At 42.8% G+C, this 15,245-nt stretch carries 14 protein-coding genes; 2 read left to right on the top strand and 12 right to left on the bottom strand.

The window, feature by feature from the left end; genetic code table 11:
* Positions 1 to 31: 31 nt before the first annotated feature.
* A complete protein-coding gene (locus DBR43_RS15770) occupies positions 32 to 1,927 on the bottom strand; it encodes an OmpA family protein (protein WP_233602990.1) in 1,896 nt (631 codons plus the stop codon).
* 53 nt (positions 1,928 to 1,980) lie between these two features.
* Positions 1,981 to 2,604 carry a 7-carboxy-7-deazaguanine synthase QueE gene (locus tag DBR43_RS15765; RefSeq protein WP_124582479.1) on the bottom strand — a complete coding sequence of 208 codons (624 nt, stop codon included), beginning with the start codon at positions 2,602 to 2,604 and terminating at the stop codon, positions 1,981 to 1,983.
* A gap of 102 nt (positions 2,605 to 2,706) precedes the next feature.
* Here DBR43_RS15765 and DBR43_RS15760 point away from each other — a divergent pair, with 102 nt between their 5' ends.
* A complete protein-coding gene (locus tag DBR43_RS15760; RefSeq protein ID WP_074604663.1) occupies positions 2,707 to 3,039 on the top strand; it encodes a Rieske (2Fe-2S) protein in 333 nt (110 codons plus the stop codon).
* Between the two features lie 63 nt (positions 3,040 to 3,102).
* On the opposite strand, the gene DBR43_RS15755 is transcribed toward DBR43_RS15760, so the two are convergent.
* Genes DBR43_RS15755 through DBR43_RS15725 form a run of 7 tightly spaced genes read right to left on the bottom strand, consistent with a single transcriptional unit; the run spans position 3,103 to position 12,604 of the window.
* Entirely contained in the window at positions 3,103 to 3,984 is an 882-nt protein-coding gene (locus DBR43_RS15755) for a bifunctional 5,10-methylenetetrahydrofolate dehydrogenase/5,10-methenyltetrahydrofolate cyclohydrolase (protein WP_124582477.1), read from the bottom strand.
* Positions 3,985 to 4,038: 54 nt separating this feature from the next.
* On the bottom strand, positions 4,039 to 5,826 hold the full coding sequence (gene lepA, locus DBR43_RS15750; protein WP_124582475.1) for a translation elongation factor 4: 1,788 nt from the start codon (positions 5,824 to 5,826) through the stop codon (positions 4,039 to 4,041).
* A 30-nt stretch (positions 5,827 to 5,856) separates the two neighbouring features.
* Complete coding sequence (locus DBR43_RS15745) at positions 5,857 to 8,790, bottom strand: GH92 family glycosyl hydrolase (protein ID WP_124582473.1); 2,934 nt, start codon at positions 8,788 to 8,790, stop codon at positions 5,857 to 5,859.
* A 20-nt stretch (positions 8,791 to 8,810) separates the two neighbouring features.
* The gene (locus DBR43_RS15740) at positions 8,811 to 9,542 is read right to left on the bottom strand and encodes a copper homeostasis protein CutC (RefSeq protein WP_233602989.1); all 732 of its coding nucleotides are present in this window, start codon (positions 9,540 to 9,542) and stop codon (positions 8,811 to 8,813) included.
* A 27-nt stretch (positions 9,543 to 9,569) separates the two neighbouring features.
* Positions 9,570 to 10,604, bottom strand: coding sequence for a N(4)-(beta-N-acetylglucosaminyl)-L-asparaginase (locus DBR43_RS15735; protein WP_124582469.1), 1,035 nt, complete (start codon positions 10,602 to 10,604; stop codon positions 9,570 to 9,572).
* Positions 10,605 to 10,630: 26 nt separating this feature from the next.
* On the bottom strand, positions 10,631 to 11,434 hold the full coding sequence (locus tag DBR43_RS15730; RefSeq protein ID WP_199757066.1) for a nitrilase family protein: 804 nt from the start codon (positions 11,432 to 11,434) through the stop codon (positions 10,631 to 10,633).
* 24 nt (positions 11,435 to 11,458) lie between these two features.
* Positions 11,459 to 12,604, bottom strand: coding sequence for a methionine aminotransferase (locus tag DBR43_RS15725; protein WP_124582467.1), 1,146 nt, complete (start codon positions 12,602 to 12,604; stop codon positions 11,459 to 11,461).
* Between the two features lie 67 nt (positions 12,605 to 12,671).
* Between DBR43_RS15725 and DBR43_RS15720 the strand changes: the two genes are divergently transcribed.
* Positions 12,672 to 13,439 carry a queuosine precursor transporter gene (locus DBR43_RS15720; protein ID WP_124582465.1) on the top strand — a complete coding sequence of 256 codons (768 nt, stop codon included), beginning with the start codon at positions 12,672 to 12,674 and terminating at the stop codon, positions 13,437 to 13,439.
* A gap of 5 nt (positions 13,440 to 13,444) precedes the next feature.
* Here DBR43_RS15720 and DBR43_RS15715 read toward each other — a convergent pair whose 3' ends face one another.
* The 3 genes from DBR43_RS15715 to DBR43_RS15705 form a co-directional block, all read right to left on the bottom strand.
* Positions 13,445 to 13,894 (bottom strand): RES family NAD+ phosphorylase, encoded by a 450-nt coding sequence (locus DBR43_RS15715; protein WP_124582463.1) that lies wholly within the window; start codon positions 13,892 to 13,894, stop codon positions 13,445 to 13,447.
* A 1-nt stretch (position 13,895) separates the two neighbouring features.
* Positions 13,896 to 14,360, bottom strand: a complete 465-nt coding sequence (locus tag DBR43_RS15710) for an antitoxin Xre/MbcA/ParS toxin-binding domain-containing protein (protein ID WP_124582461.1) — start codon at positions 14,358 to 14,360, stop codon at positions 13,896 to 13,898.
* A 135-nt stretch (positions 14,361 to 14,495) separates the two neighbouring features.
* Positions 14,496 to 14,876 (bottom strand): GreA/GreB family elongation factor, encoded by a 381-nt coding sequence (locus DBR43_RS15705; RefSeq protein ID WP_124582459.1) that lies wholly within the window; start codon positions 14,874 to 14,876, stop codon positions 14,496 to 14,498.
* Positions 14,877 to 15,245: the final 369 nt, after the last annotated feature.

Genomic DNA, 15,245 nt, shown 5'->3' with positions numbered 1-15,245 from the left:
CATCTCAGTTGTTGTGGGATGGCCGGCTGCTCTAGATTTTCGTAATAATAAAGGAGGTTCTCCTGTTCTTTTTCCGCTTTTCTTCTGTTTCATTTCCTGCAATTGGTTTGGTTTCCCCATAACCTTTATAGGTTAACCGGGCAGGATCTATCTTGCTTTCAATCAGGTGGTCATATACCGCTTTCGCCCGGTTTACAGATAGTTTTTCATTTTGAAGGTCATTCCCTACATTATCGGTATGGCCCTGAACTTCTATGTGAATGTTCTGGTTGTTTTTTAACAGGTCTTTAAGCGTTGCCAATTCCGTTACTGATGAAGGCAAGAGCGTATATTCATTGGTGTTAAAAAAGATATTCTTCAGAATCATGTTTGTGCCGACCTTTAAGCGCTCCAGGTCAATTTCCAGAAGAAATGGTTTGTTCCCGCTGGCAGCGGTCAGCTGATAATTCTCAGAATAAAAAAGATAGCCATCTGCGCTTACATTAAATGCATAATCAGCACCAATCGGCATTACCGCCAGAAAATCTCCGTTTTCCTTAGAGGTATAATCATTGTAAGCCGTCTTTTTATTACCCAGGTTTACAACCTGAACTCTTGCTTCCAGAAATTTCCGCGTCTCTTTATCACGAACAATGCCCTTTACATAAGTGATGGCCATCGGCTTTTTGTCTTCCGGTAGTTTAAACTGATAAATGTCCATATCGCCATATCCATCTTTTAAATCAGAGGAGAAAAAAGCTTCTGTACCGTCCGGACTTACAATTAATCCGCTCTCTTCACTAAAGCTATTGATTGGATAGCCCAGGTTTAAGGGCGTACTCCAATGATTGGCGCTGTCCAGCCTGCTCATGAAAATGTCTTTGTTGCCCATACCGGGCCATCCGTCTGATGAAAAGTATAATGTTCTTCCATCTGCATGGAGGAAAGGAGTATTTTCGTCGTATGGGGTATTGATTTCCGGGCCAAGGTTAAGGGGGACCGACCATTCGCCTTCCTCGTTCAGCTGCGTTTTCCAGATGTCGTAGCCGCCGATTCCTCCAGGTCTGTTGCTCACAAAGTATAAGGTATTTCCGTCGGGGCTGATGGCAGGTTGTGATTCCCAGTAAATGGTGTTTACAGGTGCTCCGAGATTAAAAGGTTGGCCCCAGTTATTGCCTTCTTTATGACTGACGTAGATGTCGCATCTTCCCAAACCGTTGGGCCTGTTGCAGCCGGTAAAGAAGAGGTATTGCCCGTCAGGGGAAATGGACTGTGCACCTTCATTAAATTGTGAGGTATTGATATTGCTGCTCAGAGAAACGGGGCTGCTCCATTCCTTATCACGTTTTTTAGAAATGAAAAAGTCTTCATTGCCTGCTATGTTTCTGCTGAAGATTAAGGTCTCATTGTCGGCAGTAATGGCTGGAAAATAGTCCCGGTATTTGGAGTTGATTTGCGGGCCAAGGTTAACCGGTTCATATTTCTGAGGAGTTTTTAAAGCCAGGATCGAAAATTCACAATCCTTTTTGTATTTCTTTGCTTTTGCAAGGAAGCCCTTGTCGCTGCCGGTATATTTATCGATAAAAAGGCTGATGTTTTTTAGCGCATTGTTGTAATCGCCGGTGTTGAGTTCTGATTCGGCCAGTCCATAATAGATCCGGACATCTGATCCGGCACCTAAAGCAAGGGCTTTGCTATAGTATAACCTGGCCTCGTCAAAAGATTTAATCCTTCTGTTCAGTTCGGCAAGCTGAATAATGGCATTCTGGAAATTTGGATCTGCAGTTGCGGCATCTTTTAAAGCCGCAATCGCTTCCTGGTAATTGTTATTATTCAAATATACCTGGGCCTTATCAAAATCAGCCATCGCTTTTTTGACGGATGAGGTTTGAGCGTTAACCCCAAGGATTACAAAGACTAAAAAAGCCGCAATAGATATTTTTTTCAAAACGCTACTGTTTATGAATAATTTTAAATGTAGCGAAAAATCTGAAGATATAATTAAGGGATATTTAAATATTTATGAGTTTGTAAGGAGATTTCCCATTTGGGGTTTGCCATTACATAATCAATAATCAGGGGAGTCATCTCTTTTGATTTAGACCATTCTGGTTGTAAATACAGCTTACAGGTGTCAGAAACACTTTCTGCGTATTTCTCTGCCCATTCAAAATCACTCTTATTGAAGACAATCACTTTCAGCTCATTGGCAAAAGGAGTGATGTCCGGACGGGGTGCTTTAAATTTCTTTGGAGAAAGACAAATCCAGTCCCATGTACCCGAAAGGGGATAGGCACCTGAAGTCTCTATAAAGGTCAGGATATTTCTTTCTTTTAGCTTTTGGGTCAGGTAATCCAGATTATAGATCAATGGCTCACCACCGGTAATGACTACCGCTTTTCCTGGAAAACTATCTGCTTTAATGACAATATCATCGGATAAGGTGAGTGGATGTAATTCTGCATCCCAGCTTTCTTTAACATCACACCAGTGACAACCAACGTCGCAACCTCCCAAACGAATAAAATAAGCCGCTTTTCCTGTGTTAAATCCTTCGCCCTGAATGGTGTAAAACTCTTCCATTAAAGGAAGTAATGTGCCGTCTGCTGGTATTTGATGTGCCATATAAAGTCTGCAAAGGTAAAGAAAATATCGGCGGGAAATGAGATTATATGTATATTGAAAACGTTTATATGACCAATCTATGAAAAAGAAGGGAATCCGGAGATGCTGAAGTGGTATAAAATAGAAGGCACATTCCCCGAGCAGGATTTTGTACAGCAAATCAAGGTGAACGGGAAAAAGTTATGTATGCTGAGGCATCAGCATCAGCTTCATGTGGTTCAGAATACCTGTCCGCATGCAGGGGGAATTTTGAGTGGCGGCCGTTGTAAAGATGGTTATCTGATCTGCCCGATCCACCGATATGAGTATAATCTGGAAACAGGAAGAGGGGCAGAAGGGCAAGGGGATTATATCGATACTTATCCGGTGGAGGAAAGAGAAGATGGGATATATGTTGGGTTAAAAGAAAGCTGGATAAAGAAATTATTTGGGTAATAAAAAAAAAGAGGACTGATGATTAATCAACCCTCTTTTTTATATAGAGATATCATGATATCCTTATGGATAGATTTCCTTTTTTGCGGAAGCCAATGTATTCTTTAACAAACCTACAATCGTCATCAGGCCTACACCTCCGGGAACCGGAGTAATCCATGAGGCTTTCGGTGCTACATTTTCAAAATCAACATCACCATACAGCTTATACCCTGATTTGGTTTCTGTTGAAGTTTCTCTGTTAATACCCACATCAATGATGATTGCACCGGGTTTAACCATATCAGCAGTTACAAAATTCTTTTTGCCAATTGCAGCCACAATGATGTCTGCCTGTAAAGCCAATTCTTTCAAATTTGCTGTTTTACTATGGGTAAGTGTTACCGTACAGTTTCCTGGATTTGCATTCCTGGCCATCAGGATACTCATTGGACTTCCTACAATATTACTTCTGCCCACTACCACGCAATGTTTTCCTGTGGTATCAATCTGATAAGCCTGAAGCATTAACAAGATTCCATAAGGGGTTGCAGGGATAAAGCAGGGAAGGTTCCGCATCATACGGCCCAGGTTTACCGGGTGAAAACCATCTACATCTTTACGATAATCGATCGTTTCCGTTACTTTTTCCGGATCGATGTGCTTAGGAAGGGGAAGTTGAACAATTAAGCCATCTACACCGGCATCCTGATTAATTTCTTCGATCTTCTGTAGTAATTCTGCTTCAGTAACAGTGACATCATATCTGATCAGGGAAGATTGAAAACCTACCTTTTCACAGTTTTTCATTTTACTGGCCACGTATGTTTCGCTGCCACCATCGTTACCGACTAATATCGCTATCAAGTGAGGCTTTCGGCCACTCTCTGTTAAAAAAGCCGCTGCTTCTGCCGCGATTTCCTGTTTTATTTTCTCTGATGCGAATTTTCCGTCCAGTAACTGCATGTAATCCTAATGATGTTGTTTATGTATAGGCAATGCCAGGCATTGCCCTGAAAATTAATCTAATTTAAGTACGGCCATGAAAGCGGTTTGTGGAATTTCCACGTTACCTACCTGACGCATCCGTTTTTTACCTTTCTTTTGTTTCTCCAAAAGTTTACGCTTACGGGAGATATCACCACCATAACATTTGGCTGTTACATCTTTACGTAAAGCCCTTACGGTCTCACGGGCGATAATTTTTGCACCGATAGAAGCCTGGATTACAATCTCGAACTGTTGTCTCGGAATCAATTCCCTCAATTTCTCACAGATTCTTTTTCCAAAGTCATATGAATTGCTACGGTGAATTAAGGACGATAAAGCATCTACATGCTCTCCATTCAATAGAATGTCAAGACGTACCAGGTCAGATTGCTTATAGCCAATCTGGTGGTAATCGAAAGAAGCATATCCTTTGGAGATGGTTTTCAGTTTATCGTAGAAATCGAAAACGATCTCACCCATAGGCATTTCAAATATCAGTTCCACACGGTCCGAAGTCAGGTACGACTGGTTCACGATGGTTCCTCTTTTCTGAATACACAATGACATTACCGGACCAACAAATTCAGCTTTGGTAATGATATTTGCTTTGATGAAAGGCTCCTCCACAAAATCCAGTTTACTTGGATCAGGAAGGTCTGAAGGGTTGTTTACGATGACTTCAATACCTTTACTGGTATGGGCAACATAAGATACGTTGGGAACAGTAGTAATTACCGTCATATCAAATTCGCGTTCCAGACGCTCCTGGATGATCTCCATGTGCAGCATTCCAAGGAATCCACAACGGAATCCGAAACCTAAAGCTGCAGAGCTTTCCGGCTCAAATACAATCGAAGCATCATTCAGCTGCAATTTATGCATCGCTTCACGAAGTTCTTCAAACTCATCTGTATCTACAGGATAGATTCCCGCAAATACCATTGGTTTCACCTCTTCAAATCCCTGAATGGAATCTAATGAAGGCCTGGCAACGTTAGTGATCGTATCTCCAACCTTAACCTCGCGCGCTTCTTTAATTCCTGATATGATATAACCTACATCCCCGGTTTTCACCACGTCCTTAGGCAACATGTTTAATTTTAGTACACCTACTTCATCAGCAAGGTATTCTTTACCGGTATTGATGAACTTTACTTTATCACCTTTTCTGATTTCACCATTCACTACTTTGTAGTAAGCGATAATTCCTCTGAAAGAGTTGAATACAGAGTCAAAGATTAAGGCCTGTAATGGCGCTTCCGGTTCTCCAACAGGAGCAGGGACACGGTCAATAATCGCCTGAAGAATGTCCATTACCCCCAATCCGGTTTTTCCGGATGCAGGAATGATCTCTTCGCGCTTACAGCCAATCAGGTCAATGATCTGATCTTTCACCTCTTCAGGCATCGCGCCCGGTAAGTCCATTTTGTTCAGGATCGGGATGATCTCTAAATCATGCTCTAAAGCAAGATATAGGTTGGAAATCGTTTGTGCCTGAATCCCTTGCGAAGCATCAACGATCAACAATGCACCTTCACAGGCAGCGATTGAACGGGAAACTTCATAAGAAAAATCTACGTGTCCGGGAGTATCGATCAGGTTTAAAACATATTCCTGTCCATCTACGGTGTAGTTCATCTGAATGGCGTGGCTTTTTATCGTGATGCCGCGTTCACGCTCCAAATCCATATTATCCAGCAACTGAGCCTGAGACTCACGTTGGGTAATGGTTTTAGTATATTCCAATAAACGGTCAGCCAGGGTGCTCTTACCGTGGTCAATATGTGCAATTATGCAAAAATTACGTATGTGCTTCATCAGTGGCGCAAATATAGGATTTTGAGTCGATTAATTTATCGTAATTTCATCAAAGAAAGAATGGGCCAGCTCACCTGAACCATCATGCCAGTCGCCAAGAATGCCATAAGCCTTGACTACCACCTTAATATATCTGCATTCTATGCCTGCTTTGGCACTAAATTCCTGAATTTGCGGAGTTTCATCTTTCGGATCAACCCTTGATTTTACCTTGCCGATTTCTACAAAATGAACGTTATCTGAAGAGCCATAAAAACTCACTTCCGCAGGAATGATGATCCAGGCATTGGTATCCTGCAATGCGCCGATGCTTACCATGTTCACTTTCTTCTTCAAACCAAGGTCTACAACAGCCTCAATTTCCGGACTTCTGAAGCCTTGCCAGATGTCCCCGATTTTGTAATTCGCCGTTCCGCGGATGCCGTCAATCAGCGCCTGGTTTCCACCGCCGGTAAAAGTAGGATTAATGGCAGTTTTAACCGTTATCGTATAGTGCTGATCTGCGGTTTGGTAGGAGGCTTCCACAGGGAAACTGTTTACATAACCCGCTTTATAAGCAATGGCTTTGATCTGAATGCTTTTGTCGATTTCAAAAGGCTGAGTATAACGAAGTGAAGCCGCAGAAGGTGTACTGCCATCGGTGGTATAATAGATCTCTGCGTCCTTTAGCGAATTGCTGATGCTGATGCTTTGTTTTCCTTTGAAAATAGCAGAAGGACCATTAATCGATGGGTTAGGGGTAATGAGCTGTCCGCTGATCTTCATCACCGGCTTCTCCAGACTATTTAAATAATCCATATCCGGTTTTGCCGAATGCTCAAAATCAAGCGTTCCGCCACTGGCAAGGTCATTATAATTCAGAAACAGTTTTCCGTAAGGTTTTCCGTTTAATTTTAGCCCGGAAGTATAATAGCGGTCCTGACTAAGGGAAGGCGCATTCACCACGATCTTTTTCCCGTTTTCCAGGTGTACTGTTAGTTTCTTAAACCAGGGGCTGCCGATATTGTAAATGTTGTTGCCGGGAGATACCGGGTACCAGCCCATCGCACTCATGACCAGCCAGGCACTCATCTGGCCACAATCTTCATTTCCCGACAAGCCATCAGGCAGATCATGATACTGTTCCCTGTAAATTCTTTGGAGATAATGCGCTGTTTTTTCCGGATGTCTGGTGTAATTGAACAAATAAGACATATGGTGACTCGGCTCGTTGCCATGTGCATATTGCCCGATTAAACCGGCGATATCGTCCTGAGCCCTGCCTGTCAATCCTTTTTTTGTCGTAAACAACTCATTCAGCTTTTCCTGATAGGCAGGTTCTCCGCCCATAAATTCCATATGGGTATTGACATCCTGCTGGGTGCTGAAGGAATAATGCCAGGAATTGCCTTCCGTATAATTGCTGTTGACTTCTGTCGGTTCAAAAGGTTTGTAAAAACCTCCGTTTTGACGGGCACGGATAAAGCCTGTTTCCGGATCATAGAGATTTTTCCAGTATTGTGCCCTGCGGCTGTACAAGTCCTGGTCTTCCTTTTTACCCAGCATGCGGGCAAATTCCGAAATACACCAGTCGTCATAGGCGTATTCTACCGTTTTCGACGCCGATTCTTCTTCCTTATCGGAAGGCACAGCGCCCTGCGCAGCGTAAAGGTCAATGCCGAATTGTTTCCTGTTGACGGAGACTTTCATCGCCTCAAGGGCTTTTTCTGCATCAAAATCCCGGATTCCTTTGGCATAGGCATCTACGATCACAGGAATGGAATGGTTTCCAATCATACAAAAAGTCTCATTCGAGGCCAGTTCCCATACCGGTAACAATTTTCCCTGATCGTACATGGCCAGAAAGGTTTTGATGAAATCCAGTGTTCTTTTTCTGTCGATCAGCGCAAGGAGCGGATGTTCTGTACGGTGGGTATCCCATAGGGAGAAAACGGTAAAGTACTCAAAGCCGACCGCCCGGTGCACTTTTTTGTCCAAACCCAGGTATTGCCCGTCCACATCCATAAATAAATTGGGGTTGAGGAAACTATGGTACAATGCGGTATAATAAGTACGGAGTTGTTTCTGGTCGGTACTCTCTGCCTCAATCTTGGAAAGTTCAGTATTCCAAATCGTTTTAGCTTTAGCCACAGTACCTTTAAAATCATAGCCTTTCATTTCTGCATCCAGATTTTTTAAGGCACCTTCCGCGCTTACTGCCGAGATGGCCACTTTTGAAAGCACGTTTTCACCAGCCCTGGTGTCAAACTGTATAAATAATTTGATGTTCTTACCGGATGCCTTTTTCAGGTCTTTTTGTACGACATCATCAACCGCAATACCGTAAGACTTGAAAGGCTTGCTAAACTTCGCATAGAAATAAACAGGCTGGTCTTTTGCCCAGGCTCTGGATCTTCTGAATCCGCGGATTTCAGTCGGGCTGACCACTTCGATCCAGGAATCCAGTACCCGGTCTCTGTGTTTTAAATCAATGATGATATTCGATTGTTTGGAAGCAGGAAAGGTATATTGGTGTAAAGCAACTCTTCTGGTGCTTGTCAGGGCTACATCGATGCCATATTTGTCAAGTCTCGTCGCATAATAGCCTACCGTAGCTTTTTCATTTTTCTTTTGAAAAGGAGAGGCATAAGCCGTATTCTGAAACTCTGGTTTCCCTATAGTCGGCATGAACAGGATATCTCCGTAATCAGGAATCCCAACGCCGCTTAAATGGGTATGTGAGAACCCGTAAACTACGCTGTCTGTATCGTGGTAGCCGGAACAACCGTCCCATCCCGTTAAGCGGGTGTCAGGGCCAGGCTGAATCATGCCAAAGGGCATAGAAGGGCCGGGGTAAGTATGTCCGTGGCCACCTGTTCCGATAAATGGATTTACATATTGCGTATAATCTTTTTTAGTTTGAGCAGTGCTGATGGAAAAGAACAGGGCAACAACTAAGGTTGTGCTGGTCAGTTTTTGTATCATTATTATCGATAATTATGGCGTTATTTATTGCTGTTGGCGAGTTCAATCAGTTTTTTTACCGTTGCGGTATCTGTCAGGTCAAAGCTGAACTCATCTACGGAAGTCCCCATACTCAATCCTGGATTTCTGAATTTCATATCGCTCTTTACGGCATGTTTTGCCGAAGCATGGAACTCTTTTGCTCCCGTAATCCGGATGATTTCTGCAATGTTTTCTGTTTTGACGCCTGCTCCGGGCATGATGCTGATCCTTCCGGCAGCTTGGGTGATTAAACCTTTTAGCTTCTCTGCACCCAAAAGCGCAGAAGCTGCAGCTCCCGAAGTTAATATCCTTTCACAGCCCAGTTCAATAAGCTCCTCTAAAGCTTTTTCCAGGTCTTTACACATGTCAAAAGCCCGGTGAAAAGTGACCTTCATCGGCCTTGCCAGCGCAATCAATTCCGCGCATCTTTCCTTATCAATACTGCCGTCTGCTTTTAGAATCCCGATCACTACACCATCACAATTTAAAGATTTACACATTTTAATGTCCTCTTTCATGATGTGGAACTCCAGGTCCGAATATAAAAAATCTCCACCTCTCGGCCGGATGATCGGATAAACAAGAATGTGCAGCATTTCTTTTGCGAGCTTTAGCTGGGCGTAGCTTGGAGTCGTGCCACCTTCATGTAAGTTGTCACAAAATTCTACCCTCACAGCGCCACCTTCCTGAGCCGCAAGGGCAGAGGATAGGGAGTTGGCGCAAACTTCCATTTGAATCATTTTATAAAAAGAAAAATATTAATAATAGCTTTTCCCAGGGATCAGCAAGTCGTCTTTCTGACTGGTACATACCGCATAACTGAAGCCTTTTTGAATGGCATAAGCTCCGTATTCACCTTTTTTGTTTAAAGCAAGGAAACCTACCTGAATGCCTTTTGCAATCTCTGGTTTCTTCTTGATGATCCTCATTACGGCTTCTTTACAGGCATCTTCCGGAGCATAACCCTGTCTCATCAGTTCTACCACTAAAAAGCTGCCTACATTGCGGATCACTTCTTCGCCTACTCCGGTAGAAGTAGCACCCCCAACTTCATTGTCTACATATAAACCTGCACCGATGATCGGGCTGTCGCCTACACGTCCATGGAGTTTATAAGCCATTCCACTCGTCGTACAGGCACCGGAGATGTTTCCTTTGGCATCAATGGCCAGCATACCGATGGTATCATGGTTATATTGATTTCCCGGCAATTTAGTGGGAGCAGCTTTATCGTAAAGTTTGTTCTCTATATTCATGACCGGCGCATATTTGGCCGTTTTCAACCATTCTTTCCATGCTTTTTCACTTTCTTTAGTGAGCAGGTTCTGTTTTTTAAAGCCGTTTTCCAGTGCAAACTGAAGCGCACCATCACCAACAAGCATCACATGTGGCGTTTTTTCCATCACGAGTCTTGCCACAGATATCGGGTGCATAATGTGTTCTAAACCTGCTACCGCACCGCAATTGCCCAAATCATCCATGATACAGGCATCCAGGGTCACATGACCATCTCTGTCCGGTAGACCACCATATCCTACCGACTGATTTTTTGGGTCAGCTTCAGGAACGTGGACACCTTTTTCCACCGCGTCTAAAGCCCGGCCCCCAGCGGAAAGCACTTTCCATGCCGCCTGGTTGGCTGCAATACCGAAATCCCAGGTAGAGATCACAATCGGTTTTACGGGTTCATGGGAAGAAGGAGCAGGGATCATCGCCGCCGCGCTTGTTCTGTCGATGGCCAGTAACGAAGCGGAAAGCGCAGATGCTTTTATAAATTTTCTACGGTTAAACATGGTTTGGTTTAGTCTTGTTTGTTGGGTTAAATGATATTAAAATTGTCGGCATCCTTTAAAAAAGGGAAGCTTTGACGGGTTTTTACAAGTTCTTCATAACCGATACTGAAGGTATACAGATCTTCATCTTCAGGTTTGTAATACACGGTTTTACCCATAGGATCGATACATTGAGACTGACCACTATGGTATACTTCTTTGCCATCATGACCTACGCGGTTAGCGGCGATCACATAGCTTTGATTTTCGATAGCCCGGGCAGGGATGAGCGCATTCCAATGTATGGCGCGTTTATCCGGCCAGCTGGCAACGAACAACAGGATGTCGTATTCTTCATTCTGGTTGCGCAGCCAAACCGGGAAACGAAGGTCATAGCAGATCGCAAGGCGGATTTTCCAGCCTTTTAATTCCACGATCACTTTATCATTTCCGGGGGTGTAGGTTTTATCTTCTTCACCTAAACCAAAGAGGTGCCTTTTGTCGTAATGACTGTATCCGCCTTCCGGAAGCATCCAGATCATGCGGTTATAATAATGTCCGTTTTCTTTAATGATCAGACTTCCGGTAACCACACATTCGTATTTCTGTGCAATTTCGTTCATCCATTGCATGGTTTTTCCACCCATCTCTTCGGCAAGTGCCTCCGCATTCATACTAAATCCGGTATTGAACATCTCGGGAAGAATAATCAGGTCTGTTTTTTCTTTAACACCCGATGATAATCTCAAAGATAAGTTCTGAAGGTTCTTGTCAATATTTTCCCAAAATAGGTAGGCCTGAAAAATAGTGATCTTCAGGTTTTTAATATTCAGGTAATCTGGACTTTCCATTATTCTAATTTAAGGGGATGTAAATTATAATTTAACTAGTCTTTCAACGGCTTTTTCCAAAGTTTCTTGCTTTTTAGCAAAACAAAAACGTAAAACATGGTGGTCCGTATTCCGGATATAGAAGGCAGAAACCGGTATAGCGGCTACGCCATACTCCTTAATTAACCTTTCGGCCATAGCGACATCTTTTTCATCGCTGAGGTGCTCATAGCTAACGCATTGGAAATAAGAACCGTTGCAAGGTAATAATTTAAACTTGGTTTCGGCAAGCAGGGAACGGAACAAGTCGCGTTTTTGCTGGAAGAAAGCCGATAATCCAAGATAGCTCTGCGGATCTTTCAGGTACTTTGCTACACCCAGCTGCATTGGGGTATTCACACTGAATACATTAAACTGATGTACTTTTCTGAACTCTTTCATCAGCGCTTCAGGGGCAAGGCAATAGCCTAATTTCCAGCCTGTAGTATGGAGTAATTTGCCGAAGGAAGCCACAATAAAGCTTCTTTCCCGAAGTTCAGGGTATAAGGCCACACTCTGGTGTTTTTTACCATCAAAAATAATATGCTCATAGACCTCATCACTCAAAATCATGATGTCGGTGTTTTTAGTCAGTTTGATGAGCGCTTTAATGTCTTTTTCTGATAAAACACAACCCGTTGGATTCTGAGGGCTATTTAAAATGATCATTTTGGTATTGGCAGAAAATAGCTTTTTCACCATTTCCCAATCGATCTCGTAGTTTGGCGGGGCGAGCTGATAAGGTTTCACCAAACCACCGAGCATTTTGATCGTGGGTGCATAACAGTCGTATGCAGGCTCAAAAATGATCACTTCATCCCCGGCATTGATATAAGCATTCAAAGCGGTAAATATCGCTTGTGTACCACCCGCGGTAACGGTAACCTCTGTTTCAGGATGGTAATCTGCGCCATAAAGACTATTCATCTTTTCAGAAATCAACTCCCTTAAGACCGGAAGGCCAGTCATAGGGGCATATTGATTAAATCCTTGTTTCATTGCATCCGCTACATATTCAATTAGTTTAGGATCGCAGTCATAGTCAGGAAATCCCTGAGAAAGATTAATTGCTTTGTGTTCTTCGGCTAATTTGGACATGACCGAAAAAATATTCGTGCCTGTTCCAGGTAGTTTTGATTGAGTAGATATCATGTGACAACGAAAATAGAAATAATATTTATCCTCTTATATCAGATTTATTTAATAATTTCATCCTGCTATGACTTTTAAAACAAAAGAAAGCAGGTTGCTGCTCGTTTTAGGCTCTTTTTTTGTCGCCAATGCCATTCTCTCAGAATTTATCGGAGTAAAAATATTTACGGTCGAGGGGACGCTTGGCATCAAGCAGTTTGACATTAATTTATTGGGGGTACCCAATCTTTCCTTTAACATGTCTGCAGGCGTATTGACCTGGCCATTGATCTTCATCATGACAGACATTATCAATGAATATTTTGGAGTCAGACAGGTGCGGTTTCTGTCGATCTTAACCGCAGTACTGATTGCTTATGCCTTTTTTATTGTAGGTGCTGCGATGAAACTGACGCCATCAGACTTTTGGGTAAACCAGAACATTCAGGGGCATCAGCTCAATATGAATGCTGCTTTTGCGGGGATATTCGGACAGGGGATGTGGATCATTGTAGGCTCTATCATTGCTTTCCTGATCGGACAGATCGCCGATGTACTCATCTTCCATAAGATAAAAAAGGTGACTGGGGATAAGGCCTTATGGCTGCGGGCAACGGGTTCAACCGTAGTTTCTCAGTGTATCGATAGCTTTGTGGTAATCTTTATTGCCTTTTACCTCAACCCTCAATACCATTGGAGCTGGCAAATGGTGGCTGCCATCGGATTGGTCAATTACACCTATAAGTTTATCGTCGCCATTCTGATGACCCCGATATTATACCTCGTTCATGGCATCATTGATGGTTATCTGGGAAAAGACCTGGCACAGCGCATGATCAAAATGGCCGGAAGGTAATCCCTTTATAGCTTGATCCTTTTGTCAAATACAAAAGATTCAGATTTTAACAGTTTGATGAACTTAAAATCCGGATGCTGCGGGTTGATCAGGTAATTGTATTCTGCAGGGATGATGGAAGAGGGGACTTTTAATACTGCTGATTTGCTCTGTTTTATCCAGTTTTCACCAATTTCCTGTGTGAGTGGCATATTTTCAAAATCGACCCAGTTTGCAGGGAGCTTTTTAAGCTCAATCGTCTGAATCATGATGTCATCAGGAATTTCAATGGTCATCACCTGGAAGGAGTTGTTCAGCCCGATCTGGTTTCTATGGACCACATTTTCCAGGCAGGCCAGAGAGCGTGACCCTGCACTATAGATCACTTCTACTTCATTCGGGTTCCAGCGTGCAGCTCTGCCTGAGGCCATTAAAGCGCCGGCATATTTTGTGAGGGCGATACGAAATACCTGCATCTTATGCTAAATCACCGTATTCAATGCGGATTAATTCTTCTTCTATCAGGGAGATTCCGGTAATGGTATCCATCAGGTTAAAAGGAATCTGATTACCCAGGCCGTAAGAAGGTGTGTCCAGCCAAAGGTGAAAGGCTTTTGCGGTTCCAAAAATTTCGATCCCTTTTTCGAAAAGGGAGAAAGATTTGAGCAGTTTTTCACTTAAGGAAGCATCCAGTTTGGAAGCATTGGACACATAATTTTCTATTGTTTTTACATTTGTTTTAAAGGTATCCTGAAACTCCTCCCTGGTAAAGCCGGAAAGCGTGAGGAAGTCTAATGCCGCCTTTGCCGATAAGCCGTTTTTAGCGCTGGTAAGTACACTGATTGAATTGGTATACAAAGATTGATAAGGCGCGATGAGCGCAGCTTCAGCAACTACCGATACTTTAGCTTTAGTTTTGTAGGGTTTTGGAGTGCTTGCCATAATACTTCATTTTTGTTATTTCAAATGTAGGAATATTTTCTATCTATTTTAGAATATTTTCCAAACAAAGACGCATTCCTGACAATCCTGGCTTTGAGGGGGCATGGAATGCGGCTTTGAAGCGGGCAGGAGGAGTTAGGAAATCTTCTTTACTTCCAGTATTTTAAACTCCTGAATGCCATCGGGCATCTCCCAGTTAATGATGTCTCCGGTTCTGTATCCGAAAAGGGCGATACTGATTGGCGCAAAAACAGATACTTTCTGTAGTTTGATGTTTGCCTCTTCCGGCATCACAATTCTGAACGTAAATTCCTTACCGGTTTTGGTATTGGCGATCCTGGCTTCAGATTTCAGACAAACCACGTCGGCAGGAAGCTCCTGGTCGGCATAAATGGTGGCTTCTTTAATTTCCTGTCTCAGCTTTTCCTTATTGTAAGGGCTCATGTTGGATTTGTCCAGGTGTTCTTTTAAGAGTTTTAAATCGCTTTTTGACAGTGATAATGATTTTGTTTCCATGTTTTAAATGTCTTGATGTAAAAAAATATTTAATTGCTTTGAAAAATGAAGGGCAACGCAACAGGATTATCGCGTAAAAGATCAGTCTTTGTGAAAAGAAACCTGCAAAACAGAAGGTTCCTCTTGCTTAAAATATTAAATAGCAGAATTGATCAGAAGAAGAAGGCCCCTGAATCGAAGGTATAAAAGAAATGATTCGGGGCTTAATTAATAAAGTCTTTACTCGTTATCTGGTAAGTAAAGCCAAAGGGATAGTTCTCCCTGAAAAACCTTTTGAAAAGGGCATATACCTGCAGCTGACTTTTATTATAAGTCATTAGTGTTGCTTTATATAGACCGGTTTTCTGTTTCATTTTTGCTAATCTCGGT

Source organism: Pedobacter sp. KBW06, assembly GCF_003852525.1.
In the GTDB taxonomy this organism is placed as follows: Bacteria; Bacteroidota; Bacteroidia; order Sphingobacteriales; family Sphingobacteriaceae; genus Pedobacter.
This window is presented reverse-complemented; position numbering and strand designations above follow the sequence as displayed.

Coding starts and splice junctions, on each gene's coding strand:
- DBR43_RS15765 (WP_124582479.1), bottom strand. CDS start 2,604: ATGGCACATCAAATACCAGCAGACGGCACATTACTTCCTTTAATGGAA.
- DBR43_RS15760 (WP_074604663.1), top strand. CDS start 2,707: ATGCTGAAGTGGTATAAAATAGAAGGCACATTCCCCGAGCAGGATTTT.
- DBR43_RS15755 (WP_124582477.1), bottom strand. CDS start 3,984: ATGCAGTTACTGGACGGAAAATTCGCATCAGAGAAAATAAAACAGGAA.
- lepA (WP_124582475.1), bottom strand. CDS start 5,826: ATGAAGCACATACGTAATTTTTGCATAATTGCACATATTGACCACGGT.
- DBR43_RS15745 (WP_124582473.1), bottom strand. CDS start 8,790: ATGATACAAAAACTGACCAGCACAACCTTAGTTGTTGCCCTGTTCTTT.
- DBR43_RS15740 (WP_233602989.1), bottom strand. CDS start 9,542: ATGGAAGTTTGCGCCAACTCCCTATCCTCTGCCCTTGCGGCTCAGGAA.
- DBR43_RS15735 (WP_124582469.1), bottom strand. CDS start 10,604: ATGTTTAACCGTAGAAAATTTATAAAAGCATCTGCGCTTTCCGCTTCG.
- DBR43_RS15730 (WP_199757066.1), bottom strand. CDS start 11,434: ATGGAAAGTCCAGATTACCTGAATATTAAAAACCTGAAGATCACTATT.
- DBR43_RS15725 (WP_124582467.1), bottom strand. CDS start 12,604: ATGATATCTACTCAATCAAAACTACCTGGAACAGGCACGAATATTTTT.
- DBR43_RS15720 (WP_124582465.1), top strand. CDS start 12,672: ATGACTTTTAAAACAAAAGAAAGCAGGTTGCTGCTCGTTTTAGGCTCT.
- DBR43_RS15715 (WP_124582463.1), bottom strand. CDS start 13,894: ATGCAGGTATTTCGTATCGCCCTCACAAAATATGCCGGCGCTTTAATG.
- DBR43_RS15710 (WP_124582461.1), bottom strand. CDS start 14,360: ATGGCAAGCACTCCAAAACCCTACAAAACTAAAGCTAAAGTATCGGTA.
- DBR43_RS15705 (WP_124582459.1), bottom strand. CDS start 14,876: ATGGAAACAAAATCATTATCACTGTCAAAAAGCGATTTAAAACTCTTA.